25 protein-coding genes are annotated in these 24785 nt (G+C 58.2%); 8 read left to right on the top strand and 17 right to left on the bottom strand.

Features of this window, described 5'->3' with window-relative positions; translation table 11 throughout:
* Positions 1-292: 292 nt before the first annotated feature.
* From ACFWW2_RS12690 to mnmA, 8 genes are all read right to left on the bottom strand, one after another.
* Positions 293-808, bottom strand: coding sequence for an acyloxyacyl hydrolase (locus ACFWW2_RS12690; protein WP_393928447.1), 516 nt, complete (start codon positions 806-808; stop codon positions 293-295).
* A 3-nt stretch (positions 809-811) separates the two neighbouring features.
* On the bottom strand, positions 812-1429 hold the full coding sequence (locus ACFWW2_RS12685) for a TetR/AcrR family transcriptional regulator (RefSeq protein WP_393928446.1): 618 nt from the start codon (positions 1427-1429) through the stop codon (positions 812-814).
* Positions 1422-2291, bottom strand: coding sequence for a polyphosphate kinase 2 (ppk2, locus tag ACFWW2_RS12680; RefSeq protein ID WP_393928445.1), 870 nt, complete (start codon positions 2289-2291; stop codon positions 1422-1424). Before ppk2 ends, ACFWW2_RS12685 begins: the two co-directional genes overlap by 8 nt.
* A gap of 87 nt (positions 2292-2378) precedes the next feature.
* The gene (locus tag ACFWW2_RS12675; RefSeq protein ID WP_393928444.1) at positions 2379-3368 is read right to left on the bottom strand and encodes an alpha/beta fold hydrolase; all 990 of its coding nucleotides are present in this window, start codon (positions 3366-3368) and stop codon (positions 2379-2381) included.
* Positions 3358-4275 (bottom strand): homoserine O-acetyltransferase MetA, encoded by a 918-nt coding sequence (gene metA, locus ACFWW2_RS12670; RefSeq protein ID WP_393928442.1) that lies wholly within the window; start codon positions 4273-4275, stop codon positions 3358-3360. Before metA ends, ACFWW2_RS12675 begins: the two co-directional genes overlap by 11 nt.
* A gap of 36 nt (positions 4276-4311) precedes the next feature.
* Positions 4312-5175 (bottom strand): ATPase, encoded by an 864-nt coding sequence (locus tag ACFWW2_RS12665; protein WP_393928441.1) that lies wholly within the window; start codon positions 5173-5175, stop codon positions 4312-4314.
* 115 nt (positions 5176-5290) lie between these two features.
* Positions 5291-5479 (bottom strand): hypothetical protein, encoded by a 189-nt coding sequence (locus tag ACFWW2_RS12660; protein ID WP_393928440.1) that lies wholly within the window; start codon positions 5477-5479, stop codon positions 5291-5293.
* Positions 5480-5698: 219 nt separating this feature from the next.
* Entirely contained in the window at positions 5699-6838 is a 1140-nt protein-coding gene (gene mnmA, locus ACFWW2_RS12655) for a tRNA 2-thiouridine(34) synthase MnmA (RefSeq protein WP_393928439.1), read from the bottom strand.
* A 129-nt stretch (positions 6839-6967) separates the two neighbouring features.
* On the opposite strand from mnmA, the gene ACFWW2_RS12650 reads away from it, so the two are divergent.
* From ACFWW2_RS12650 to ACFWW2_RS12630, 5 genes are all read left to right on the top strand, one after another.
* Positions 6968-7246 carry a DUF1153 domain-containing protein gene (locus tag ACFWW2_RS12650; protein WP_393928438.1) on the top strand — a complete coding sequence of 93 codons (279 nt, stop codon included), beginning with the start codon at positions 6968-6970 and terminating at the stop codon, positions 7244-7246.
* A 91-nt stretch (positions 7247-7337) separates the two neighbouring features.
* Positions 7338-8051: a response regulator transcription factor CtrA gene (gene ctrA / locus ACFWW2_RS12645; protein WP_393928437.1), complete on the top strand. Its 714-nt coding sequence runs from the start codon at positions 7338-7340 to the stop codon at positions 8049-8051.
* Positions 8052-8230: 179 nt separating this feature from the next.
* Complete coding sequence (gene ligA / locus ACFWW2_RS12640; protein ID WP_393928744.1) at positions 8231-10330, top strand: NAD-dependent DNA ligase LigA; 2100 nt, start codon at positions 8231-8233, stop codon at positions 10328-10330.
* Positions 10327-12417 (top strand): ATP-dependent DNA helicase RecG, encoded by a 2091-nt coding sequence (gene recG / locus ACFWW2_RS12635; RefSeq protein WP_393928436.1) that lies wholly within the window; start codon positions 10327-10329, stop codon positions 12415-12417. Before ligA ends, recG begins: the two co-directional genes overlap by 4 nt.
* A gap of 100 nt (positions 12418-12517) precedes the next feature.
* Positions 12518-12640, top strand: coding sequence for a hypothetical protein (locus tag ACFWW2_RS12630; RefSeq protein ID WP_393928435.1), 123 nt, complete (start codon positions 12518-12520; stop codon positions 12638-12640).
* 268 nt (positions 12641-12908) lie between these two features.
* Here the strand turns inward: ACFWW2_RS12630 and ACFWW2_RS12625 are convergent, their stop codons facing one another.
* On the bottom strand, positions 12909-13355 hold the full coding sequence (locus tag ACFWW2_RS12625) for an iron-sulfur cluster assembly scaffold protein (protein ID WP_393928434.1): 447 nt from the start codon (positions 13353-13355) through the stop codon (positions 12909-12911).
* 67 nt (positions 13356-13422) lie between these two features.
* Here ACFWW2_RS12625 and hisI point away from each other — a divergent pair, with 67 nt between their 5' ends.
* Entirely contained in the window at positions 13423-13797 is a 375-nt protein-coding gene (gene hisI, locus ACFWW2_RS12620; protein ID WP_393928433.1) for a phosphoribosyl-AMP cyclohydrolase, read from the top strand.
* Here the strand turns inward: hisI and gluQRS are convergent.
* The 4 genes from gluQRS to ACFWW2_RS12600 form a co-directional block, all read right to left on the bottom strand.
* Positions 13766-14617 carry a tRNA glutamyl-Q(34) synthetase GluQRS gene (gene gluQRS / locus ACFWW2_RS12615; RefSeq protein WP_393928432.1) on the bottom strand — a complete coding sequence of 284 codons (852 nt, stop codon included), beginning with the start codon at positions 14615-14617 and terminating at the stop codon, positions 13766-13768. The genes hisI and gluQRS overlap by 32 nt on opposite strands.
* The gene (locus ACFWW2_RS12610; RefSeq protein WP_393928431.1) at positions 14614-15231 is read right to left on the bottom strand and encodes a class I SAM-dependent DNA methyltransferase; all 618 of its coding nucleotides are present in this window, start codon (positions 15229-15231) and stop codon (positions 14614-14616) included. Before ACFWW2_RS12610 ends, gluQRS begins: the two co-directional genes overlap by 4 nt.
* Before the next feature lie 21 nt (positions 15232-15252).
* The gene (trmFO, locus tag ACFWW2_RS12605) at positions 15253-16608 is read right to left on the bottom strand and encodes a methylenetetrahydrofolate--tRNA-(uracil(54)-C(5))-methyltransferase (FADH(2)-oxidizing) TrmFO (protein ID WP_393928430.1); all 1356 of its coding nucleotides are present in this window, start codon (positions 16606-16608) and stop codon (positions 15253-15255) included.
* 67 nt (positions 16609-16675) lie between these two features.
* Complete coding sequence (locus ACFWW2_RS12600; RefSeq protein ID WP_393928429.1) at positions 16676-17602, bottom strand: porin; 927 nt, start codon at positions 17600-17602, stop codon at positions 16676-16678.
* Positions 17603-18096: 494 nt separating this feature from the next.
* Between ACFWW2_RS12600 and ACFWW2_RS12595 the strand changes: the two genes are divergently transcribed.
* The gene (locus ACFWW2_RS12595) at positions 18097-18675 is read left to right on the top strand and encodes an outer membrane protein (protein WP_393928428.1); all 579 of its coding nucleotides are present in this window, start codon (positions 18097-18099) and stop codon (positions 18673-18675) included.
* 80 nt (positions 18676-18755) lie between these two features.
* Here ACFWW2_RS12595 and gyrA read toward each other — a convergent pair whose 3' ends face one another.
* Positions 18756-21485, bottom strand: coding sequence for a DNA gyrase subunit A (gene gyrA, locus ACFWW2_RS12590; RefSeq protein ID WP_393928427.1), 2730 nt, complete (start codon positions 21483-21485; stop codon positions 18756-18758).
* A gap of 196 nt (positions 21486-21681) precedes the next feature.
* Here gyrA and ACFWW2_RS12585 point away from each other — a divergent pair, with 196 nt between their 5' ends.
* A complete protein-coding gene (locus ACFWW2_RS12585) occupies positions 21682-21948 on the top strand; it encodes an usg protein (RefSeq protein WP_393928426.1) in 267 nt (88 codons plus the stop codon).
* Between the two features lie 25 nt (positions 21949-21973).
* Here the strand turns inward: ACFWW2_RS12585 and ACFWW2_RS12580 are convergent, their stop codons facing one another.
* The 3 genes from ACFWW2_RS12580 to rocF are packed head-to-tail and all read right to left on the bottom strand — an operon-like array spanning position 21974 to position 24775.
* A complete protein-coding gene (locus ACFWW2_RS12580) occupies positions 21974-22747 on the bottom strand; it encodes a fumarylacetoacetate hydrolase family protein (protein WP_393928425.1) in 774 nt (257 codons plus the stop codon).
* A 55-nt stretch (positions 22748-22802) separates the two neighbouring features.
* Complete coding sequence (locus ACFWW2_RS12575; RefSeq protein ID WP_393928424.1) at positions 22803-23849, bottom strand: ornithine cyclodeaminase; 1047 nt, start codon at positions 23847-23849, stop codon at positions 22803-22805.
* Positions 23846-24775 (bottom strand): arginase, encoded by a 930-nt coding sequence (gene rocF, locus ACFWW2_RS12570; RefSeq protein ID WP_393928423.1) that lies wholly within the window; start codon positions 24773-24775, stop codon positions 23846-23848. Before rocF ends, ACFWW2_RS12575 begins: the two co-directional genes overlap by 4 nt.
* Positions 24776-24785: the final 10 nt, after the last annotated feature.

Below are 24785 nucleotides of genomic sequence, written 5' to 3'. Positions count from 1 at the left end.
TTGTCGGTATCGGCGCGGAATCTCAAAACAGGCCTGTTAACCCCTGCAAAATATGGAAAATGCGGTGTCGGCAAAGCGTCGGACTTGCGTCGGCCATGCGTATGGCAACTTGGCGGGACATGGCCGGTAACGGACCGTGCGGTGCTCATTCGTTAACAGAGTCTTGCGTTTGACGCCGCTTAGAGCGTCGTCCGTAAAATCTGCAACGCAGATTTTCTCGGCGACAAGACAGGAGCAACGGTTGCATCTGTCTTGAAATCAAAAATCTGATTCAGATTTTTGGGATTTCGCTCTAGTTCAGCCTGACCGCATAACGCACCGAGAGTGTTTCCAGACCCGGATTGAGATCCTGGATATCACCGTTGGAGCGGTGGTCGTAGCTGACCGTCAGCGTCGCACCATTGTCGAAGATATAGCCCGCGCCGAAAGCTGAGCGGAAATGCAGGGCCCCACCCAGGTCGGGGCCGTCGCCCTGGGCGTATAGTCCGGGCATGAAGGAGGTTTCGATGAAGAATGGCCCATCCGAAAAATTGCGTGTCGTCCATTTGGCCCCTGCACCGACCCATCCAGCCCCTTCATCGGTGATTGAGGCACCGTAGGTGATTTGGAACGGCCCGTAGCGGCGTGGCGCGTCATAACCGACATAGATTTCTTCGCCGATCTCTTCCTCCTGAAAAATCACCTGTCCGCCCTGCACCCAGAAGCGAGACGCGGCGTCCCGTTGGGCAAGGCAGCCAGAGGCGCATTCGTTCAATCCCATATCGGCGAGGCTGGTGATCAGCCAGATAACGGCGAGGGTTCCATCCATGTGTCAGCGATCCGGTTCAATGAGGCCGAGGCCGCGCAGGTAGATACCGATACCGGATTCCAGCAGGTCCTCGGGCGGGAAGGGGCTTTTGGTGCCGGGGTTGGAGCGGGCGAAAAGTTCAACCACCCCGTGGGACATGGCCCAGATGTGGGCGCTGAACATCTGCGGCGGTGGCCGCTTTTCAGCCGGGATGTGCTGGCTGAGTTCCTCTGCCGCTTTTTCCAGTACCCCCATGGCGCGGGTGGCGACGGCATGCAGTTCCGGGGTGCGGTTGATTGATATCCCGGATTCGAACATGGCGATGTAGTGGCCGGGGTTCTTGCGGGCGAAGGCGAGATAGGCGCGCCCGGTCGCCTCAAACGCGGCGAGGGCGGATGGTTGGCCTTCACCATAGGCGTATTCCATCAGGTCGCCGAACATCTCGTAGCCTTGATGTGCGGCGGCGGCGATCAGGTCTTCGCGGCCTTCGAAATGCCGGTAAACGGCGGCGGGGGTGACCCCTGCCTCGCGCGCGGCCTCGGACAGGGTGAACCCTGTTGGCCCGCGCTTTTCGATCAGCCGCAGACAGCCGTCGATCAGCGCCTCGCGCAGATTGCCGTGATGATAGCCGCGTTTAGGCATGCCAGAGGTCCGGACCTCCTGCGATTTGGGGATCGATTTCGCCCAGCGCTTTGGGGTCTTTGCGGGCATAGTCAAGCTGGGTCAGGATACTGCGGATTGCCTGGATGCGCGCGCGGCGCTTATCGTCAGAACGGATAATGGTCCAGGGTCCTTCTTCAGAATGGGTCTTGTCCAGTGTTTCCTGGATCGCGTCGGTGTATTCATCCCATTTGGACAGACCTTTGACATCGATCCAGCTGAGTTTCCACTGTTTCAGCAGATCGCTTTCCCGGTTGAGGAACCGTTTCAACTGCGTGGCCCGGCCGACATTGAGCCAGATTTTGAAGAGTTTGATCCCCTCCTGTGCCAGCATATGTTCGAATTCGGGAACCTGTTTGAACCAGAGCGCACGTTGCGCAGGCGTGCAGAAGTCAAACACATGCTCGACCACGCCGCGGTTGTACCAGCTACGGTCGAAGATGGTGATCTCACCCTTTGCTGGCAAATGGGCGATGTAGCGTTGGAAATACCATTGCGCGGCTTCGGTTTCGGTGGGCTTTGACAGTGCCACAAGGCGGGCGCCGCGCGGGTTCAGGTTCTCGCGGAAGCGTTTGATCGTGCCGCCTTTGCCAGCGGCGTCACGCCCTTCGAAAACAATGGCGATGCGCTGGCCAGTGTCGCGCACCCAGGCTTGCATGCGCACGAGTTCGATCTGCAGCAACTCAAGAGCGGCCTCATACTCGCCGCGCTTCCAGCGTTTGTCATAAGGATAGCTGTCGTTGAGAATTTTGGAATTGCGAGCGCCTTCAATGATGGCACGGACGTCGGCGGGCGCGTCCTCTTGGTAATAGCGGCTGATGCCGCCATCAAAGGGTAAATCCATGAAAACTCTCCCGATCTTCTGGATTACATATATGGGGCTTCCGAAGGCGGAGCGCAATTCGGGTCTGATTTGCGCCCCGGGTCCTGATCAGAAGCCGGCCCTTTCCGCGGCCCGGTTAATGGCGGCGACGGTTTCGACCGGGTTTGTTTGCTGGGGCATATGTCCGATCCCATCGAGCCGCGTCAGTCTGGCGGTGGGCGCCACCTTGATCACCTCTTCGGCATGCACATGGATCGGCACGGTGGTGTCCGCTGTGCCATGCAGAATTTCGATGGGGAGTGTCAATTCGGGATAGCGCGCTGATATCTCGACCACTTTGGGCCGGAGCGTGTTGACCTGCCTGACATTGGCCCGGAAACTATCCACCCGCAGGGTAAGCGGCGCGCCAATGTATTCGGCGTAACCCTCAGGCGAGGATTGCGGTGCAAAGATATCCTCGATCCCGGCACGCACCCGGCTTTCCGGGGCAAGCGCTGAGATCAGCGGTATGGTGACCGCGCCGCCAAATGCGCTGCCGTTTACGGTGTAGTAGTTCCCCAGATCGCCGGGCCAGGGCATGGTCACGCCGGCAAGTGATACGATGGCTGCGGCGTTGACGAGGCTGTCCTCATCCAGACCCTCAACCGCCCAAGCATAGCTGATGATCCCGCCCATGCTATGCCCGACGACAATGGGGCTTTCGATGCCGATCATGCTGGCGGCCTCGCGCAGCATGCGCGCCTGGGCACGCGGTGGATCCCCTTCGGTGGCCAATGCCCCGGTTGCGATACCGGGGACACGGTCGGTATATCCCAGCCCTGGCCGGTCAAAGGCGGTGACCGTATACCGATCCGTCAGCCGGTCCATCAGATCGAAGGTGAATTCCCGCAGGTTGCCGCCAGCCCCATGCAGCAGGATCACATGTGGGCCGCTGCCCTCCTGAACGTAATGCACGCGCCCGCCGGTCACATCGACAAATTCGCCGATCGGGGGAAAGGCCTCTTCCGCCTTGGCGGTGCGATAGCCCGCGCTGAATGTCGTCAGTATCGCGCCCAGCCCCAATGTGGCTGCCGTGAATGTAAGGGTTTTACGTGCCAATTTTGTCCACCTCGAAATGGGTCGTCTGGTAAATCTCGTTTATCCAATTGCCATATAGAAGGTGTGCGTGGCTTCGCCACCTGTTTTGCGGTTCTGCCGTTGGGTCATCGTCCGGATAATAGTTCATCGGCACGTTGATCGGCGCGCCATTGGCGATATCGCGGTCATATTCCTGCTTGAGCGTGCCGCTGTCATATTCGAAATGGTTGAAGATATAGAGAGCGCGATGGCCCGGATCTTCGACCAGGCAAGGCCCGGCTTCGTCGCTGGTGATCAGTGTGTTCAGGCCCTTGGCTGCGTCGATTTCGCCTTGGCGCATTTCGGTCCAGCGGCTGACGGGGATCACGCAATCATCAGAGAAGCCCCGCAGATAGGGTGATGCGGGTGCGGTGTTTCGGTGCCGGAAGCAGCCGAAGGCCTTGTGATCCAGGATATGTTTTTTTACGCCGTGGAAATAGTTGATCATTGCCATGCCCCCCCAGCATACACCGAAGGTGGAATGCACGTGGGTTTGGGTCCAGTCGAAGACCTGGGTGAGTTCGTCCCAATATGTCACCTCTTCGAAGGGCAGGTGTTCGATGGGCGCACCGGTGATGATCAGCCCGTCGAATTTCTGATCCTGCACCTCGCTGAAGGGGTGGTAGAATTCCTCCATATGGGCGGCGGCGGTGTTTTTGGTCTGGTGTTCAGACATCCGGATCAGCGAGAATTCGATCTGCAGCGGTGTGGCCCCGATCAGCCGGGCGAACTGGTTTTCGGTCTGGATTTTCTTGGGCATCAGGTTCAGGAGTGCGATCCGCAGAGGCCGGATATCCTGACGGGCGGCGGTGTCTTCATCGAGCACCATAACGCCTTCCTTGGAAAGGACGTCATAGGCGGGCAGGGCGGCAGGCAGTTTGATGGGCATGGGACAAATCCTGATCAGGGGGAAGAGATAGGCGGCTTAGCTGCGCATCTCAAGGGCGTCAGCGATCATGCTGACAAAGCCCTCCGAATCGTGAACTTGTGTGACTGCCTGCATGGGCACAGTGATCCCCCAGCGGTCTGCCATCGCCTGATACCGGGGTTGCCGGTGGGCGAGTGCCTTGGCAAAGGCCCAGCGGATGAAATCATCAGGGTCGACCTTGTCCGGAGCGACCTTGAATTTCGACAGGTAGGCGTTCCACGTGGCCAGCAGGAAGTCCGGGTCATAGGACATCGGCTTGGGTTCGCGATCAAACCGCCGGATCAGTTCTGCGGTGTGCTCATCGGTTCCTTTGATCCAGACCATCAGCGTTTTGGAGGCCAGATCGGTCATGATGGGGTCGTCGGGGTTGTTCACATCCACCCATTCACAGATTGATCCGCCCGTATCGCAAACAAAATGCGGATATTGATAAAGGTCAACGGCCCGGTCAATGAAGTACCCCGTGTCATGCAGGGCTGCGACCTCGGCCTGTTGAAACTGGTCTTGCCGATGGGTGTATTCATCCCATGCCAAACCGCCCTTGGCGGGGTCACCGGGTTTGCCCAGATAGGATGACATTGGTTTGAGATCATCGAATGAGATGTTGGAGCCGATATAGATTGAATTCGACCGCAGCAATTCGCGCAGGAACGGCACCTTCATCGCTTCGCGTTTGGCATTGTCGGCGATTTTTTCGCCCATGTAGCGCGTGCCGATCCGGTAGTCGATGGAATAGTGAAACCAGTCGCCAGTACCGCGCAGCATGTTGGACAGATAGGTCTTGCCCAGCCCGGACATGGCAAAAAGCAGGACACGTTTCTGCGGGGCGTTGCGCCATTCTGATGCGGATGCGTAGATCATGACGCCTTGGGTAACCGGCGGATCAGGAATGATCTAGGGGATTTTTTGAGCCTTGGCTTTGTCGCTCTGGACGGCGTGCGACTTTGCGACAGCAACAATATCGCTTTGTGCTCGCTTAGTTTGCCGAGGCGTTCTTGCTGCGCTTTTGTTCGACGTAGCGTTCGCGAGTTCGCTTGAAAGCCTTGAGCAATCGCGGGTCAGTCGCCCCCATCAGCCTCAGTTGTTCCTCGAATTTCAGTTCACTTTGTCCGTAGAATGCCTCGGCTGCGTCATATGGCGCGGCTTTCTGGGTCTGTCTGGTCATCATGTCACGTCCTTCATTAACGTCCCCTCGATCAGATTGATTTCGGGCATTTATGGGGCGAATTGACGAAACTGAACAAAAGAACAGGTTAAACGGGCCAAAAAAAGTTGATCAAATTCTATTAAAGTTAACACAGTACAGCCGGAGGTTTAATACCTCCGGTGCAGTTCGTTCCATTCAAATCGCTGTTTTTATTGATTACCGGTGCCTATCGGGGCGTCAGGCACCGCGCCAGATCCATCCCCCACCCAGCACGCGGGTGCTGTCGGGATCGTAAAAGACACAAGCCTGTCCCGGTGAGACGCCCTGTTCGGCGACCATCAATTCGACCTCTGCCTCTGTTTCTGAGATCGGGCGCAGAATGGCGTCGGTCGGTGGCCGGGTGGACCGTACGCGCACGGCGATCTGACGTTCGGCAAGGTCGGTCAGCTTTCCGCCGCCGATCCAGTTGATTTCACGAATGGGGACCCGCCGGGTGGCAAGCATGTCTTTGGGCCCGACGATGACCTGCTTTTTGTCTACGTCGAGTTTTACCACATAAAGCGGATCGGACAGGCCGCCGATGCCAAGACCCCGCCGCTGGCCGACGGTGTAGTGGATCACGCCCTTGTGGGTCCCGCGTATGGTGCCATCTGTGTCAACGATATCGCCGGGTTCTGCCGCACCTGGCCGCAGTTTTTCGATCACGGCAGCATAGTCGCCGTTTGGCACAAAGCAGATATCCTGACTGTCAGGTTTGTCAGCGACGCTGAGCCCGTATTTGGCGGCCAGCGCCCGGGTTTCTTCCTTGGATTTCAGGTGGCCCAGCGGAAAGCGCAAATAATCAAGCTGTTCCTGCGTCGTTGAGAACAGAAAATAGCTTTGATCTTTGCTGGCATCAGCGGCGGAATGCAGTTCGGCCCCCTGCGCCCCCATCTTGCGCTGGATGTAATGACCGGTCGCCATGCAATCGGCCTCCAGGTCTTTGGCCGTTTCCAGTAGGTCCTTGAATTTCACCCGTTCATTGCAACGAATGCAGGGTACGGGTGTAGCCCCGCCCAGATAGCTGTCAGCGAATTCGTCCATCACCGCTTCACGGAAGGTGTTTTCGTAATCCAGCACATAATGGGGAAATCCCATTTCTTCGGCCACGCGGCGGGCGTCGTGAATATCGCGCCCAGCACAACAGGCGCCTTTTTTGGCCAGTGCTGCGCCGTGGTCATAAAGCTGCAGGGTGACGCCGACCACATCATAGCCTTCTTCGGCGAGTTGTGCAGCCACGACAGAACTGTCGACGCCACCGGACATCGCCACGACAACACGTGTCTGCGCGGGCGGCTTTGCAAAGCCGAGGGAGTTCAGCGGCGAATCAAGGGGCATGGTTTGTCCAGATAGGATCGTTTCGCAATGAAATATAGGAAAATGCGACATACTCTCAAGGGGCAGTTATACCTCTCATTAAGCCATTAACCCCGATAACGCCCCCGGGAGTTACTGAAAGGGGTGCCCATGTATCTAAGGAAAATAGAAGGGCCGCGTTCTGTGACGCTGCCGGATGGAACCATTATGACCCGGGCTGACCTGCCATGCAGTGATACGCGCCGCTGGGTCGCGTCGCGCAAAGCGGCCGTTGTCAGGGCGGTGAATGCCGGGCTGATTCAGCGCAAAGAGGCGTTGGAACGCTATAAATTGTCCGATGAAGAGTTTGGTGAATGGGAAAATGCGGTCGCTGCACATGGCGAAGCGGCCTTAAAAGCAACGGCTTTGCAACGTTATCGACAACCATAGGTGGAAATGTAAAGATATTCTGGTATGGTAACGGGTGATTAACCTTTAGCCGTTTAGGTTAACGACACCGAAGAGAGAGCGGAGAACTCGGATGCGTGTCTTGCTGGTTGAAGATGACCCAACAACGTCGAAAAGCATTGAACTGATGCTGACCCATGCGAACCTGAACGTCTATGCGACGGATCTGGGTGAGGAGGGGATCGATCTTGCAAAGCTTTACGATTACGACCTGATCCTGTTGGATTTGAACCTGCCGGACATGAATGGCCATGAGGTGCTGCGCCAGCTGCGCCTGAGCCGTATCGATACGCCTATATTGATCCTCTCAGGGGACGATGGGACAGAAAGCAAGCTAAAAGGCTTTGGTTTCGGTGCAGATGACTATCTGACCAAACCCTTCCACCGCGAAGAACTCGTGGCGCGTATCCATGCAATCATTCGCCGCTCCAAAGGGCACGCGCAATCGATTATCAAGACTGGCCGCATTGCGGTCAATCTTGATGCCAAAACGGTCGAGGTGGGCGGCAGTACCGTGCATCTGACCGGCAAGGAATATCAGATGCTGGAGCTTCTGAGCCTGCGCAAGGGCACCACGCTGACCAAGGAGATGTTCCTGAACCATCTTTACGGCGGCATGGACGAGCCCGAATTGAAGATTATCGATGTGTTCATCTGCAAGCTGCGCAAGAAGCTGAGCGAAGCAACCGATGGTGAAAACTACATCGAAACGGTTTGGGGGCGCGGTTATGTGCTGCGCGATCCAGAACCGGTCACGACAGCGGAAAAAATCGCGGTTGGCGCCTGACGCGACCGCGAGCCAAAGGCCACTCACAAAACGGGGCGGTGCTTCACGACTGGACGTTGTGAAGATGCCTGCCTAAGAATTGAACCCATCGTCATTGCGGCGGTGGGTTCATTTTTTCTGAGGGCGCAGAAGTGAATAAAAGCACGAGCGTTGGGCATCCCGAAACAGGCCATCTGGATGTGGATGCATTGTCGGTTGATCAGGCAACGGTCGAGTTGGCATGGCTGGCGGCACAGTTGCAGGCAGCCAACACTGCCTATCACCGTGATGATGCGCCCGAGATCAGTGATGCCGCCTATGACGCGCTGAAACGGCGCAATCTGGCGATCGAAGAGGCCTTTCCTGACCTGAAGCGCGCCGACAGCCCGAGCGAACAGGTGGGCGGGGCCATTGCTGAAGGGTTTGGCAAGGTGCGGCATGCTGTGCGAATGCTGTCACTGGGCAATGCGTTTGATGACGGCGATGTGACGGATTTTGACGCCCGTATTCGCAAGTATCTGGGGTTGGACGCCGAGGCGCCCCTGATTTACACGGCCGAGCCAAAGATCGACGGGCTGTCTTTGTCTCTGCGTTATGAAGCTGGGGTGCTGGTGCAGGCGGCCACACGTGGCGACGGAACTGTAGGCGAGAACGTGACCGCCAATGCCCGCACGATTGATGACATTCCAGAGCGGATTGAAGGCGCGCCGGAGGTGCTGGAGGTGCGGGGCGAGGTTTACATGAGCCACGCTGATTTCGCCGCGCTGAATGAGCGGCAAGAGGCAGCGGCGGGCAAGACCTTTGCCAATCCGCGCAACGCGGCTGCCGGATCGTTGCGGCAGCTGGATGCGAGCATCACCAAATCGCGCCCGCTCCGGTTCTTTGCTTATGCATGGGGTGAATTGTCGGCACCTCTGGCTGACACGCAATCGGGTGCCATTGCACGCCTATCTGCGCTTGGTTTTGCGACCAATGATCTGACAGTGACCTGTGATGGCCCCACTGCCATGATTGCGCACTATCACATGATCGAGGAACGCCGCGCGACGCTGGGCTATGACATTGATGGCGTCGTCTACAAGGTGGATGATCTGGATTTGCAGCGGCGGCTGGGGTTCCGGTCAACCACGCCGCGATGGGCTGTGGCGCATAAGTTTCCGGCAGAACTGGCCTGGACCACGCTTGAGGCGATTGACATTCAGGTCGGGCGCACTGGCGCGCTGTCGCCGGTGGCGCGTTTAAAGCCGGTGACGGTCGGCGGTGTGGTGGTGTCGAATGCGACGCTGCATAACGAAGACTATATCGCCGGCATCGGTGGTGACGGACAGCCTATACGCGATGGGCGCGATCTGCGCGTTGGCGACTGGGTGCAGGTCTATCGCGCGGGCGATGTGATCCCCAAGATCAAGGATGTCGATCTGGCGCGCAGGCCTGATGCTGCCGTGCCATATGCGTTTCCAGAGATCTGCCCCGAATGCGGGTCAGAGGCGATCCGCGAGGAGGGCGATGCGGTCCGCCGCTGTACGGGTGGTATGATCTGCCCGGCGCAAGCGGTTGAAAAGTTGAAGCATTTTGTGTCGCGCGCCGCGTTTGATATCGAAGGGCTTGGAGCCAAACAGGTAGAGCAGTTCTATGGCGATGGCTGGATCAAGACGCCTGCCGATATCTTTACCTTGCGGGATCGGTATGGAACCGGAATGCAGCAGCTCAAGAACCGGGAAGGCTGGGGCGATAAAAGCGCGGCTAATCTTTTCGATGCGATTGATGATAAAAGGCAAATTCCGCTGCATCGGCTGATTTTCTCGCTCGGTATCCGGCATGTGGGCGACTCTGCGGCGACGACGCTGGCCAACCACTACATGTCCTGGGATGCCTTTGAGGCGGCCATGACCAACGCGACAGTCGGTGAAGGCGAGATCTGGGAGGATTTGATTGGCATTGACGGTGTAGGCGCGGTCATGGCGACGTCGGTCATCACGGCGATGCAGCAGGAGGCCGAGCGCGCATCGATTGACGCTTTGGTTGCACATTTGAACGTGGAGGATGCAGAGGCCATCGCGACCGACAGCCCGGTCGCGGGCAAGACCGTCGTTTTCACCGGGTCGTTGGAAAAGATGACCCGCGCCGAGGCGAAAGCCCGGGCCGAGGCGTTGGGCGCGAAGGTCTCGGGCTCGGTCAGTGCCAAGACTGATTTGTTGGTAGCAGGTCCAGGGGCCGGATCGAAGGCTTCCAAGGCGGAGGCATTGGGTGTCGAGACTATCGACGAAGATGCTTGGCTGGCCCTGATTGGCGACGCATGAGCGGCCGCCCTGAGATTCTGTTTCCACTATTTGGTGCGCTGAATAATCTGGACGGCGTGGGGCCAAAGACAGCACAGATCCTGGAACAGGCAGGGATTGAAAAACCACGCGATATGCTGATGACCGTGCCGCATGGCGGGGTGGATCGGCACCGGCGGGCCAGCATTCGTGATGTCGTGCCGCCAGCCACAGCGACGGTTGAGGTGACGGTAGGGGATCACTATCCGCCGCGGTCGCGGGGCCGCCCATACCGGGTTCAGGTCACAGACGTGCAGACGACGTTTCAGCTCGTGTTTTTTCATGCCAAGGGCGATTATCTGCAGCGCCTCTTGCCGACCGGGCAGAAACGCATCGTGTCAGGCAAGGTCGAGATTTTTGATGGAATTGCCCAGATCGTACATCCTGATCATGTCCTGCCGGTGGCCGAGGCGGATGAGATACCGGCTTATGAGCCGGTTTATCCCCTGCATGCGGGTATTTCGCAGAAACTGATGTGGAAGGCGACGCGATCGGCGCTGGAGATGGCGCCGGACCTGACCGAGTGGATTGACCCGGAATTGAAGAAGCGAGAAGGCTGGCCGGATTGGCGTGCCGCTTTCGCGAAGGTACATGCGCCTGCGTCTTCGACTGATCTGTCGCCACATGATCCTGCGCGCCAACGGTTGGCTTATGACGAATTGTTCGCGCATCAGATCACGCTAGCCTTGGCGCGGGCGGTGGTGCGCCGGGGGAAGGGGGTGTCTTCGGAGGGGTCGGGTGCTTTGCGCGGGAAGGTTCTGGCGGAGCTACCCTATCAGCCGACGGCTGCGCAGATCCGCGCCATCGGTGAGATTGAGGCGGACCTGGCCACTGCGCTGCGGATGAACCGGCTGCTGCAGGGGGATGTGGGATCGGGCAAGACGCTGGTGGCGCTGATGGCGCTGTTGATTGTGGTAGAGGCGGGCGGGCAGGGGGTGATGATGGCCCCGACCGAGATACTGGCGCGCCAGCATCTGGAAGGGCTACAGCCGCTGGCAGAAAGCGCGGGCGTGGTGCTGGAGATTCTGACGGGTCGCGACAAGGGGTCGGAGCGCAAGGCCAAGCTGGCGGCGTTGGCTGCAGGCAAGATTGATATTCTGGTCGGCACCCATGCCGTGTTTCAGAAAGATGTGCATTTTCATGATCTGCGACTGGCAATCGTGGATGAGCAACATCGCTTTGGGGTAGCCCAGCGGATGGAGTTGGGCGCCAAAGGGCAGGCGGTGGACGTGCTGGTCATGACCGCAACGCCGATTCCACGGTCACTGGCGCTGGCGCAGTATGGCGACATGGATGTGTCTGTTCTGGATGAAAAACCACCCGGGCGAACGCCGGTGCAAACCGCGCTGGTTTCAACTGCACGGATGGAGGAGGTTGTCGAAAAGCTGCGCCACGCGGTGGCCGAACGACGGCAGGCCTATTGGGTGTGCCCGCTGGTTGAGGAAAGCGAGGTCATGGACATGACCGCCGCAGAGGAGCGGTTCAAGCATTTGCGTGCCACCTTGGGTGAAGGTGTTGTTGGGCTGGTACATGGGCAATTGCCGCCGGCAGAGAAGGACGCGGCGATGGCGCGCTTTGTATCGGGAGAGACAAAGGTGTTGGTCGCAACCACGGTGATTGAGGTTGGTGTGAATGTGCCGAATGCGTCGATCATGATGATCGAACGGGCCGAGCATTTTGGCCTCGCACAGCTGCATCAATTGCGCGGTCGGGTCGGGCGCGGAGCAGCGGCGTCGACCTGTTTGCTGCTTTATCAGGCCCCTCTGACCGAGAGCGGTCGGCGCAGGCTGGAAATACTGCGCGAGACAGAGGATGGGTTCCGCATATCCGAGGAAGATCTGGCCATGCGCGGGGCGGGTGATGTGATTGGCACGGCGCAGTCCGGTTTGCCGCGGTTTCGGATCGCCGATCTGGAGCGTCAGGCGTCACTCATGGCGTTGGCGCAATCAGATGCGCGCAAGTTGTTGCATGATGATCCGACGCTGGAAACAGATCGTGGGAAAGCGGCCCGCACATTGCTGTGGCTGATGGAGCAGGACAAGGCGATCCGTTTGATTTCAGTGGGTTAGCGCACCGTGTTCCAAAATGTTCACGAATGTTCCTAAAAAGTTCTTTACACAAGGTTAATGATGTGAGAACAAAGTAGCAACAGAATGTAAGGAACACAGTATGGCCCAAGAGATCAAATCCATCATCGTCCGGTCCCGCGAGACGCTTTTGGCTGATGCACTTGGTGTCGTGGCCCTGATGATCATGTTGTTTGTCGGATTGTCCTTGCCCGGGCTGATCTGACCTCCCTGGCGATTGCCGTCCGATCCATCACATTGCCCTGTCCCAAGAATGCAATGTCTGATGACCTGCCTGTCTGAGTCCAAAAAGGGGTTTTGCCTCCCCCGCTGGAACGCCGGACCGGACCTGTCGCTTAAACTGCCGCCGCCATCCTGTCCCGGATGTGCGGCGGTTTTTTCTTTGAAGGGGGGAGACTTTTCGTGACGAAAAGTCTGAGTTCAAATCCTCGGAAGAGGATTTGGCCGCAATTTCTGTGACAGAAATTGCCTGCTCAGGCGGTGGCTTTGGCGGTTTCCAATGCGTCTAGCGTGGCATCAAAAGCCAGCAGGATCGATGCATGCCGGTTTTTGTAATCCTTGGCAGGTTGCAGGACCTCAAGCCCGTCGAAAGGGGCGGTGGGCACAGGGCCGTCAGATTTCAACATGGCGTAAAGCTCATCACGCCCTTGCTGCACCTGCGCGGGCGTTGTGCCTACGATGCTGCCGCCAACGACGGCAGCGGCGGCTTGGCCCAAGGCACAGGCCTTGACGTCCTGGGCATAGTCCGTGATCACGCCGTCTTCCAAGACGATATCGACAGTGACGGTTGATCCACAAAGGGGGGACCGTTTCTTGGCCGTGGCAGAGGGCTGCGCGAGCCGTTCGGTGCGCGGCATGTCGGCGGCCAGGGCAAGAATCCTGCCGGAATAGAGTTTGATCATGTCTGTTTCAGCTGACATCGCGTTTGCTCTTCCTCACGGTCCTCTTTAGATAGTCCGGACCGATCCTGATGCAAAGGTTTTTGACATGCCCTTCGATCCCGCCAGTCTGAAGTATAATGACGCAGGTCTGATCCCGGCGATTGCGCAGGATGCCGCATCAGGTGAAGTGCTGATGATGGCCTGGATGAATGCAGAGGCTGTCGCGCGGACACTGGAGACAGGGCAGGTGACCTATTGGTCGCGGTCTCGGCAGGAATTCTGGGTGAAGGGGGTGACCAGCGGGAATACGCAGGCGCTGGTGGATTTCAAGGTGGATTGCGACCGCGATTGTCTGTTGATCGAGGTGCAACAGGCGGGGCCGGCCTGCCATACCGGCCGCCGGACATGTTTCTATACAGCCGTGCGCAATGGTGAAGAGATTGAAGTGGTCAAACTGCCGGAAGACCCACCATCTGCCTGATGTCATTGGGCGTGGCACCCTCGGCCCGGTATTTGGCGATCGCGCGGGCGTCGTCGCGTTTCGCCAAACGCTTGCCGTTCTCGTCGCGGATCAATTTGTGGTGATGGTAAATCGGGATCGGCAAACCCAGCAGGTGATAAAGCAGCACATGGATGCGGGTAGCATCGAACAGGTCTTCGCCCCGGATCACATGGGTGATGCCCTGTGCATGGTCATCGACGACCACGGCAATATGATAGGCGGCGGCCATGCCGCGCCGCGCCACGGCGACATCACCGATTGATGTCATCAGGTCGCCAGCGTCCAGTTGCAGCGTGCCGCGATGCTTTTCGCCGGTTTCCTTGTAACTCGGCAGGGGCGCGGCCTGATCGACCGCTTCTTCCATATGCAAGCGGATCGCATCGCCCTCCCTGAAGTCTGCCATCGTCCGATGTCGGCAGGTGCCGGGATAGATGCGTCCATCGGGGCCATGTGTCGGCACGCCCTCTTGGGGGGCGCTGGCCGCGTTTTCGATGTCGGTCCGGCTGCAGGAGCAGGGGTAGAGCAGACCCATCGCGGCAAGTTTTTGGATATTGGCCCGAAAACGGGGTTCGGACCGCGATTGCTTCATGATTGGTTCCGGCCAAGACAGCCCCAGCCAGTGCAAATCGTTGATGGCTTGTTGCTCGAATTCCGCCTTTGAGCGGACACGGTCGATATCATCCATGCGCAAGATGAATGTTCCACCGGCCGCCATGGCCATGTCATAGGCCAGCATCGCGGAATAGGCATGTCCCAGATGCAACGGCCCGGTGGGCGATGGCGCAAAGCGGGTGATCATCGCCGTCGCAGGATGATGATGTCTGAACCCATGTCCATGTCATCCAGGTGGGGCCCGTGTTCGCGAAAAATGACCTCGGCCCGACCCGCGCCGATTTCCGTGCTGAGCGTCTCTGCATACCTGGCGTCTACAAGGGTTGGATCGTTGTAGGATAGCGCCAAGAGGCCACCTGTGTTGAGTTTCCCCACAAGCGCGCCCAGCGTTTCGGGTGGCGCGGCCCCGAGGCTAACGACGCCTGCCGCGACGATCACCGGGTAAGCGCCACGCCCGAAGCTGAGTTCGCCGGGTTGCGAGAGCCAGGTCTTGGCGTAGACGCCGCGTTCGGTGGCCTTTTCAAGCATCTCTGCGGTGACGTCGGTGCCGTGCAGTGTGCCGAAGCCCGCTTCGCGCAGGATTTGTCCGGAGAAACCGGTGCCGCAGCCAAAATCCAGAATGGTAGTGTCAGGCGTCGCATGCGTTTTCAGCGCAGCGGCGATCCGGGCAGGGGTATGATACCCGCGCGCGGTGATATCGGCGTCATAGGTCGCAGCCCAGTTTGCGTAAACGGCGATGGTTTCTTCCACCGGGCGCGGTGTCCAGAGATCGGGGCGCAGCGGGTCCTTCTTTTCAGCCATGGGTCAGGCTAACGCGGCAGTTCAGGCGGCGTCCAGCGCCATTTGACCCAGCCACGCCTGCCAGTCGGATTTGGCCCGGTCAGTATAGGCCTTGTAGCGGTCCTTGCGGTTGCGTCGCCCGCCCTTGACACCGTCCAGCGGTGGGAAGAGACCGAAATTGACGTTCATGGGCTGAAATGTCTTGGCATCAGCCCCGCCGGTGATGTGAGTGACAAGCGCGCCCATCGCGGTCGTATTCGGCACCGGGTCCAAGGTCTGGCCGGTCATTTCTGCCACGGCCATGCGACCCGCAAGCAGGCCCATCGCGGTGCTTTCGACATAGCCTTCGACCCCGGTGATCTGGCCGGCAAAGCGGATGTTGGGCCGCGACCGCAGACGCATCTGGTTATCGAGCAGCGTGGGAGAGTTGATAAAGGTGTTGCGGTGGATACCGCCGAGGCGGGCGAATTCAGCATTCTCAAGCCCGGGGATCATTTTGAAAACAGCCTTTTGCGCGCCGTATTTCATCTTGGTCTGGAAGCCCACGATATTGAACAGCGTGCCAAGTGCATTGTCGCGGCGCAACTGGACAACGGCGTAGGGTTTGTTTTGCGGATCATGGTCGTTGGTTAGGCCAACCGGTTTCATTGGGCCAAAGCGCAGGGTTTCGCGCCCGCGTTCGGCCATGACCTCGATCGGCAGGCAGCCGTCGAAGTAACCGGCGGTTTCGCCTTCCTTGAATACCGTCTTTTCAGCGGCCAGCAATGCGTCGATGAAAGCTTCGTACTGGTCGCGTGTCATCGGGCAGTTGAGGTAGGCGGTGCGCTCTTCCTCGGTCTCGCCCTTGTCATAGCGCGACTGCATCCAGGCCACGTCCATATTGACGCTGTCGGCATAGACGATGGGGGCGATGGCATCGAAAAAGGCGAGCGCCTCGGCCCCTGTTTCCGTCTGGATCGCCTCAGCCAGTGCACCGGATGTCAATGGTCCCGTGGCGATGATCCAGTGACCGTCATCGGGGAGCGTCGTGATTTCATCGTGGGAAATGGTGATGTTCGGGTGTGCGGTGAGCGCGGCTGTCACACTTTCGGCAAATGGATCACGGTCAACGGCCAGCGCGCCGCCCGCAGGCAGCCGGTGCCGGTAGGCGGTTTGCATGATCAGTCCGTTGGCCTGCATCATTTCCCAATGCAGCAAGCCTACGGCGTTTTGTTCATGATCGTCAGAGCGGAAGGAGTTCGAACACACCATTTCGCCCAGATTGCCGGTCCGATGGGCGAAGGTGCCCACTTTGGGGCGCATTTCGTGGATCGTCACGTTCAGGCCCGCATTGGCCGCCTGCCACGCAGCTTCGGACCCGGCCATGCCGCCGCCAATGATGTTGAGTGTTTTTTCCATGAGGGCACATTTAGGTCCTGTGCCGGGGAATGAAAAGGCCCGCGCAGGTGGCGCGGGCCCTGATTGGTTAGGGTGTGGCGATTGGCAGCGCACCAAGCGCATTTCGGAACTGGCCGCTGCCTGCATTGGCATCCCCGCGCAGGTCGCGAGCGAATTCGCGGTCCAGACGTGTGGGCCCGCCAGTTTCGAACGAGATCGAAAGGCTCAAAGTGTCGACAGTTTCACCATTGCTGGGATCAATCTGGCCGATGGATGCGTCAATCCATGCCCCATCCGCAATCTCATATCCGGCCCCGATCTTGAAACTGGTGTAGTCGACCAGCCCGCCGGACACGTTTTCGAAAGCGGCTGTACCGCGGAAAGCGCTGCCGAATTCGTAAGCCCCGCGCGCACCGATGGTGCTGGCATCATCTTCGGAATTGCCCGCAAAGTAGACGCGTGCGTCGATGGGGCCCTGTTCGTAATCTGCCGAAATGACGTAGCCTGTGCTGTCATTGGCGGTGTTGCTGCTCAGACCGATGCCGAGGTCGATCCCTGGCGATACTTCGAACGTGGCGACACCCAGATACAGGGTTTCCTCTGCATCGAGGTCCTGCCGGATGCTCAGCCCGACGCCAAATTGATCTGTCCGGTATTGGGCGAACGCACCGGCGACAGTGGCGTCCGCTGTATCGGTCTCAACATTGCCGATTTCGGCCCCGATCAGAATGTCGGGTGAGAGGAAATATCCAGCCCCGACCGAGATCTCACGCGTCGTTGCATCCAGGTCGCCCCGATCCGCCGAGAGGTTTTCGACCGCGCCCGAAAGCAGGACATCGCCCACCTGGTATTCGATTTCGCCGACCAGTTCGTTGGCGTTGATGTCGTCATCACCGACAGAATAGTTATTTCGGTCATAGCTAAATTGTGCGTAACGCACACCATCAGCCGCAACCGTGCCGGTCACAAGCGCGACGACAGCGGTGGAGCTGAGAATGATTTTGGTTCTTGTCATTGTCCAAACCTTTAATGGATGCTGGTAGCGATACATCTGGAATGCTGCCCTAGGGGAAATGGCGCAATCGGGGGGCAGTGGCAGAAAACCTGACTGATGCATCTTTGTCGCAAGGAGTGGCAAGGTCTTGCCGAGGTCGGCGGAAGACCGCAAAAAGCCCCGCAACAATGGCGGAGCTTTGCAAGGATTGTTCTGATTTGGGGCGTTTACAGTTATCGGCGGGTGATCGGTCATGGGGTGGCCGCCGACATGCCCAACGGTGTTTCCGTCCTTATTGAAAGAGTATTGGCGCCTTTCTTGCGGGCAGGTTTGATGGCATGACCAGCGCCATTGTTGAACCAGATTGTCGAGAACCAGCCTCGTTTTCGACCAGAATGCAACACAGATGAGAACATTGAAATGACGATCATGATCGCTGTCTTACCGCCGCAATTATGTCTCATTGGCCATATTAGAAGCGCCCATCAAGCAATATCAAAAACGGCAAAAGAATCATGAAGACACTGGCAGCAGTGACACTTGCTGGTTTCGCCTTGGCACCGATGCAGGCGCAAGCAGACTGGAGCGGCTTTTACTTTGGTGCTTCGGCAGGAAATGTCACGGAAGGAAAAATCGGGGACTCGGGGATAGGTGAACTTGAGGTTGACCAAGCCTATCCCGGTGGCCTGTTTCTCGGATATCAGCAGCAAAGCGGGCGTCTGGTTTTCGGTGGCGAATACGCCATTGGCATAGCTGGCGACGTTGATTTCAAAAATCGCGAGTTCGCGAACGACGTCGCCTATGGCGAAGGCGATTTGAAGGCGCGGATCGGCTATTCGTTTGGTGAGATTCTTGCCTACGGACTGATCAGTTCCACAGCTGTTATCTTCACTGACGGTGATGACGAACTCAGAGCATCAGGTCTCGGCATTGGCGTTGGTGTCGATTTTGCCGCTAGCCGCAACCTCATTGTCGGTTTTGAATACATCGCACGCGATCTGGAAGGCGAAGTTGTCGAAAACGGCTTTCAAACAGCTGACGATGTTGACTTTGACGTTAACTCTTTCACCTTCCGGGTATCATACAAGTTCTGATCAAGAGACAGTAGGTCAATGATAAAGCCGCACCCGAGAAGGTGCGGCTTTTTTGTCTGCGCCAGCGCCAGCGGTGGCGGTTACGGCTCTTCTTCCTCACCCTGATCGGCGATCCAGGCCACGCTGACCACGGTTTCGCCTTTGCCGGTGTCGAATACCTTGACTCCGCCCGCGCCACGGGACCGGAACGAGATGCCGTCGATGGGTACGCGGATGGACTGGCCGGTTGATGTGACAAGCATGATCTGATCCGAGATATCGACCGGGAAGGATGTCACCAGCGGACCGCCACGCATCGCCTTGTCCATCGCCGCGACCCCCATGCCGCCGCGCCCGCGCACGGGATAGTCGTGGCTTGAGGACAGCTTGCCGGATCCTTTGGCGGTGATTGTCAGGATCAGGTTTTCAGCAGCCGACATTTCGGCGTAGCGTTCTTGGCTGATCTGGCCTGGCGCGGCCTCTTCATCTTCGTTCTCTGCCTCGTCGGTCAGTCCCGCCATGGCACGGCGCATTTTCAGGTAGGCGGCACGTTCGGCTGGGTCAGCCTCAAAATGCCGGATGATGGACATGCTGACCACTTCGTCCTTGCCGGTTAGCCTGATGCCGCGGACACCCACGGATGCACGGCTGTTAAAGACCCGCACATCTGTCGCTGGGAAACGGATGGCCCGACCTGAACTGGTGATCAGCATCACGTCATCGTCGTTCGATGCGATGCGGGCATTGATCAACGTGGTGCCCTCGTGCTCGCCTTCGAATTTCATGGCGATCTTACCGTTGGATTTCACGTTTGTGAAGTCTGACAGGGCGTTACGCCGCACAGTTCCGGCGGACGTTGCAAACACGACCTGCAGGTCGTCCCATTCTTCCTCGGGCCGGTCGACAGGCATGATGGCTGCAATCGAGACACCCTGCGGGATGGGCAGGATATTGACGATCGCCTTGCCTTTGGCGGTACGATTGCCGAGTGGCAGGCGCCAGGTCTTGAGCTTGTAGACCATTCCGTCGGTTGTGAAGAACAAAAGCTGTGTATGGGTGTTGGCGACAAAGAGGGTGGTGACAACATCCTCTTCCTTGGTCTGCATGGATGACAGGCCTTTGCCACCGCGGCGCTGCGCGCGGAAATCGGCGAGGGCGGTGCGCTTGATGTAGCCGCCGGAGGTCACGGTGACGACCATGTCCTCTTTCTCGATCAGGTCCTCGTCTTCCATGTCGCCGGACCAGTCGACGATTTCGGTGCGACGGGGGACAGCAAACAATTCGCGGACTTCGTGCAGCTCATCCCGGATGATCTGCATGATCCGGTCGCGGGAGCCGAGGATCTCAAGGTATTCGCGGATTTTACCTGCGAGCTCCTGAAGTTCTTCGGTGACTTCTCTGACGCCAATCTGTGTCAGGCGCTGCAAGCGCAGCGCCAGTATTTCGCGTGCTTGCGTTTCGGACAGATTATAGGTGCCATCCTCATTGGCCGTGTGGGTCGGATCATCAATCAATTTGATGTATTCAAGGATCGACTCCGCAGGCCAGCGCCGGGTCATCAGTTTTTCGCGGGCGGTCGCGGCGTCGGCGGACTGGCGGATGGTCGCGACAACTTCGTCGATATTGGTGACGGCCACGGCCAGACCACAAAGAATGTGCGAACGTTCCCGGGCCTTGCGCAGTTCGAATGCCGTGCGACGGGCCACGACATCTTCGCGGAAATCCACAAAAGCCGTCAGGAAGGCGCGCAGCGTCAGCTGTTCGGGCTTGCCACCGTTCAGCGCCAGCATGTTGCAGCCGAAATAGGTCTGCATCGGGGTAAAGCGGAACAGCTGGTTCAGCACGACCTCTGCTGTGGCGTCGCGCTTGAGTTCAACCACCACCCTCACGCCATTGCGGTCGGATTCGTCCTGCACATGGGCGATGCCTTCAATCCGTTTATCGCGGGCCGCTTCGGCGATCTTGTCGATCATTGCCGATTTGTTCACCTGATAGGGAATTTCATTGATTACAATGGCATAGCGGTCCTTGCGGATTTCCTCGACCTCGGTTTTGGCCCGAACGATGACGGAACCGCGCCCTTCGAGATAGGCCTTGCGCGCGCCGGAGCGGCCAAGGATGATCCCACCGGTCGGGAAATCGGGACCCGGAATGTATTCAATCAGGTCTTCGGAGGACATATCCGAATTGTCGATCAGGGCGAGTGTGGCGTCGATCACTTCGCCCAGATTATGAGGCGGTATGTTGGTGGCCATGCCGACGGCGATACCGCCAGCGCCATTGACCAGCATATTGGGGAAGCGCGACGGCAGGACACTGGGTTCGCGTTCCTTGCCGTCGTAGTTGTCCATGAAGTCGACCGTGTCCTTGGGCAGGTCTTCGGTCATATATTGCGCGACTTTGGCGAGCCGGGATTCAGTATAGCGCATGGCGGCGGCGCCATCGCCATCCATCGACCCGAAATTGCCCTGACCATCGATCAACGGCAGCGACATGGAAAAATCCTGGGCCATCCGCACCAGTGCGTCATAAATCGCGCTATCGCCGTGCGGGTGATAGGAGCCCATCACATCACCGACAGATTTCGCAGATTTCCGATAGGACTTGTCGGCGGTGATCCCCTTTTCATACATCGAATAAATGATGCGACGATGCACTGGTTTTAAGCCGTCGCGCAGATCAGGGATTGCGCGCGATACGATGACGCTCATCGCGTAGTCGAGATAGCTGGTCTTCAGTTCGTGTTCGATCGTGACCGAAGGGCCGGTATACGCAGGGCGCATTGGCGGCATTTCGTCATCATTTTCAGGGGTTTCTGGGGTATCGTTCACGTGGACCGCCTGTTGTTACTGGCACTGCTATATTTCGTTGCGCTGACCTTATCAGACACTTGATGTGGGGTGCAATGGCGGATGCCATGCCGGGTTGGCAGCCTTGCGGGCTGACTGCTAACAAGCTGTTTTTATTGACAAAGTTTGTAATTCGGGAATCATTTTGGAATAAGCATAAGAAACGGAAGGAGTGCCGATGCAGTCAGAAGCAGAATTGATGATGAAAGGGTACGGTCTGACCACGGCCGAACTGTTCTATCACATGCCCGATCATCCCCATGTGCTGAACACCTTTATCTGGCAGGATTACGACCTTGCCCCAGATCACGACAAATTATTGAAATTCATAGGGTTTTGGCAGGAAGAGCTGGACGGTCCGCTGCATTCCGTCCGGTTTGTTCATCGCAAGATGATCAGCGCGGGCGAATGGCGCAATGTGACGGGCGAATTCCACTATCACTGAAGACAGCGTTGATCCTGTTTGCTTCCTAACCCGAAGTGTCATCCGCCATTGTGACACCAAGACGGCCAATACCGTCGATAATCACCTCGACCCGATCCCCGGCCTTCACGGGACGCGCCCCGATTGACGTACCGCAGGCGATCACGTCGCCGGGCATCAGGGTCACATCCTCTGACAGTTTGCTGACGATCTTCGCGGGCGGCATAATCATGTCATCGGCTGGATAGGATTGCCGTTCGCGCCCGTTGACTTCGACCCGGATAGTCAGATCGCGCCAGTTCAGATCAGTCGCAATGACGGGGCCGACAACGCCGAAGCCATCAAAACCCTTGGCACGGGTCCATTGCGGGAATGACGGATCAGCCGTCAGAACCTGCAAGGCTGTGATATCGTTGATGCAGGTATAACCGAGGATTGCGTTCTCGGCTTCGTCCTCGCTGATGTTGCGGCATTCCTGTCCGATCACGATTCCCAATTCGCCTTCAAAGATGACACGGCCGACATCTGCGGGGATTTGGACGGTCGCGTCCGGCCCAGCCAGCGACGTGACGGGTTTGAGGAACCATAACGGGTGTTCAGGGATATCCAGTTTGTTGCGGGTCGCTGCCGCATGATAGTTGTTCCACAAGCCAATGAACTTTCCGGGGACGGTAGGGGCCAGTAATCTTTCCTGATCAAGCGGAACGGGATCGCCTGCCCCTTCATCGGACCCGAGCTCCTCCCGCGGCAGGAACACGCCATCGCTGATGACCCCGGTCAGTATCTGCCCGTCAGTGCCTTGAATGCGTGCCCAATCCATCCTGTTTTTCCCCTAAGCTCATGATCTTGTCGAACATTAGGGGCCGCGCACAGGATTAACCAGCCCGCTTGATCATACCGAAGAGGTCGCGTGGATCGTCAGGGTCGGCGATCAGGTCGAGGTCGATATAGAACGGCGTATCCTTGATCTTGTCATGCACGTAGCGCAGCGCGCTGAAGTCTTCGATTGCGAAGCCAACACCGTCGAAAAGGGTAACCTCACCAGCGGATTGCCGGCCCTTCGCGGCACCGGTGATGACCTGCCAAAGCTCTGTCACCGGGTGGTCCGGATCCATCTGCTGAATTTCACCTTCGATCCGGGTTTGCGGGGGGTATTCCACGAAGACCGAGGAGCGGGCGACGATATCACGGTGCAGCTCCGTCTTGCCGGGGCAGTCGCCGCCAATGGCGTTGATATGCACACCCGCGCCGACCATGTTGTCGGTCAGGATGGTCTGCATATCCTTGTCTGCCGTGGCGACGGTGATGACATCAGCGCCTTCGATAGCGTCCTCCGGCGTGGTGCAGGGGGTGATGTGAAAGCCAAGCCCATCGAGGTTCTTCATGCATTTTTCGGTGGCGGCACTGTCGATGTCATAGAGCCGCACGGTGTCGATCCCACAGACAGCCTTGATCGCCAGACACTGGAATTCGGACTGTGCCCCATTGCCGATCATCGCCATGGTCTTGGCATCCGGTCCGGCCAGATGTTTGGTGGCCACTGCGGACATGGCACCGGTCCGCAATGCTGTCAGGATCGTCATTTCAGAAAACAGGATTGGATAGCCGGAATAGACCTCTGATAGGACGCCGAAGGCGGTTACCGTTTGCAGCCCTTCGCCCATGTTCTTTGGGTGGCCGTTGACATATTTGAACCCATAGAGTTCGCCGTCAGATGTGGGCATCAGTTCGATCACCCCGACATCGGAATGGCTGCCAACACGGGGGGTTTTATCGAACAGTTCCCAGCGGGCAAAATCCTGTTCAATTGCGTGCGCGAGATCGGCCATGAAGGTTTCGATGCCCACATGATGGACCAGCCGCATCATGTTATCGACGCTGACAAAGGGCACCATCGCCAATTTGGAGGCTTTGAGGCTCATGATTTGCTCCGTGTTGGGCGGTCAAAGACACGGCGGCCCAGAAGGGATGCGGTCAGGTCGACCATCAGGTTGGCGGTCGTCCCGCGATCATCGAGAAAGGGGTTGAGTTCAACGAGGTCGAGCGATGTGACCAGCCCACTGTCAGACAGCATTTCCATGACCAGATGCCCTTCGCGCACCGTGGCCCCGCCGGGGACGGTCGTGCCGACAGCCGGAGCGATGGAAGGGTCAAGGAAATCGACGTCGAGCGAGACATGCAGCATCCCGTTGGCCTCTGCCACCTTGTCGAGGAAGGATTGCAGCGGCGCGCTGATCCCTTCCTCGTCAATCCGGCGCATGTCGACCAGCATCACGTCACCACCGGTCAGAATCGCGTGTTCGGCACTGTCGACCGACCGCAGGCCGATCATGCAGATATTCGCAGGATCCACCTTGGCGGGTAGGGGCGGATAGGCATCAAACCCGTCGCGCCCGGTGACGTAACCCACTGGCGTTCCGTGCAAATTTCCGCTGTCGGTTGTTTCGGGTGTGTGGATGTCACTATGGGCATCGAGCCACAGTGCAAAGAAGGGTTTGCCGATCTTTTGCGCATGGGCCGCCATGCCGGCCACGGTGCCTGCGGCCAACGCATGATCGCCACCCATGAAGATCGGCATGCCCTTTGTGGCAGCATCCTGTGCGGCGTCCATCAGCGTATGGGTCCAGCCGACATTTTCCGCCAGCTTATGGACCAGCGGGTTTTTCGGCTCTGGAACGTTCACGTCTTTGGGGGTCAGGTTGCCGATGTCTTCGACCGTATGGCCAAGCTGTGTGATGGCTTCGGCGATGCCGGCGGTACGGTAGGCATCCGGGCCCATAAGGCAGCCGCGGCGGCGTTTGCCGCAGTCCACGGGCACACCGATGAGTATGCAATGTTTATGTGTCATGGGGCGAGTG

Source organism: Yoonia sp. R2-816, assembly GCF_046762905.1.
In the GTDB taxonomy this organism is placed as follows: domain Bacteria; phylum Pseudomonadota; class Alphaproteobacteria; order Rhodobacterales; family Rhodobacteraceae; genus Yoonia.
The sequence above is the reverse complement of the archived record's forward strand: the minus strand, read 5'-3'. Positions and strand labels throughout refer to the sequence as shown.

Coding starts and splice junctions, on each gene's coding strand:
- ACFWW2_RS12685 (WP_393928446.1), bottom strand. CDS start 1,429: ATGCCTAAACGCGGCTATCATCACGGCAATCTGCGCGAGGCGCTGATC.
- ACFWW2_RS12630 (WP_393928435.1), top strand. CDS start 12,518: ATGGCCCAAGAGATCAAATCCATCATCGTCCGGTCCCGCGAGACGCTT.
- ACFWW2_RS12625 (WP_393928434.1), bottom strand. CDS start 13,355: ATGTCAGCTGAAACAGACATGATCAAACTCTATTCCGGCAGGATTCTT.
- recG (WP_393928436.1), top strand. CDS start 10,327: ATGAGCGGCCGCCCTGAGATTCTGTTTCCACTATTTGGTGCGCTGAAT.
- ACFWW2_RS12610 (WP_393928431.1), bottom strand. CDS start 15,231: ATGGCTGAAAAGAAGGACCCGCTGCGCCCCGATCTCTGGACACCGCGC.
- mnmA (WP_393928439.1), bottom strand. CDS start 6,838: ATGCCCCTTGATTCGCCGCTGAACTCCCTCGGCTTTGCAAAGCCGCCC.
- trmFO (WP_393928430.1), bottom strand. CDS start 16,608: ATGGAAAAAACACTCAACATCATTGGCGGCGGCATGGCCGGGTCCGAA.
- hisI (WP_393928433.1), top strand. CDS start 13,423: ATGCCCTTCGATCCCGCCAGTCTGAAGTATAATGACGCAGGTCTGATC.
- ppk2 (WP_393928445.1), bottom strand. CDS start 2,291: ATGGATTTACCCTTTGATGGCGGCATCAGCCGCTATTACCAAGAGGAC.
- ACFWW2_RS12690 (WP_393928447.1), bottom strand. CDS start 808: ATGGATGGAACCCTCGCCGTTATCTGGCTGATCACCAGCCTCGCCGAT.
- ACFWW2_RS12595 (WP_393928428.1), top strand. CDS start 18,097: ATGAAGACACTGGCAGCAGTGACACTTGCTGGTTTCGCCTTGGCACCG.
- metA (WP_393928442.1), bottom strand. CDS start 4,275: ATGCCCATCAAACTGCCTGCCGCCCTGCCCGCCTATGACGTCCTTTCC.
- ACFWW2_RS12600 (WP_393928429.1), bottom strand. CDS start 17,602: ATGACAAGAACCAAAATCATTCTCAGCTCCACCGCTGTCGTCGCGCTT.
- ACFWW2_RS12580 (WP_393928425.1), bottom strand. CDS start 22,747: ATGGATTGGGCACGCATTCAAGGCACTGACGGGCAGATACTGACCGGG.
- ACFWW2_RS12665 (WP_393928441.1), bottom strand. CDS start 5,175: ATGATCTACGCATCCGCATCAGAATGGCGCAACGCCCCGCAGAAACGT.
- ACFWW2_RS12575 (WP_393928424.1), bottom strand. CDS start 23,849: ATGAGCCTCAAAGCCTCCAAATTGGCGATGGTGCCCTTTGTCAGCGTC.
- gluQRS (WP_393928432.1), bottom strand. CDS start 14,617: ATGATCACCCGCTTTGCGCCATCGCCCACCGGGCCGTTGCATCTGGGA.
- rocF (WP_393928423.1), bottom strand. CDS start 24,775: ATGACACATAAACATTGCATACTCATCGGTGTGCCCGTGGACTGCGGC.
- ctrA (WP_393928437.1), top strand. CDS start 7,338: ATGCGTGTCTTGCTGGTTGAAGATGACCCAACAACGTCGAAAAGCATT.
- ACFWW2_RS12650 (WP_393928438.1), top strand. CDS start 6,968: ATGTATCTAAGGAAAATAGAAGGGCCGCGTTCTGTGACGCTGCCGGAT.
- ACFWW2_RS12660 (WP_393928440.1), bottom strand. CDS start 5,479: ATGACCAGACAGACCCAGAAAGCCGCGCCATATGACGCAGCCGAGGCA.
- ACFWW2_RS12585 (WP_393928426.1), top strand. CDS start 21,682: ATGCAGTCAGAAGCAGAATTGATGATGAAAGGGTACGGTCTGACCACG.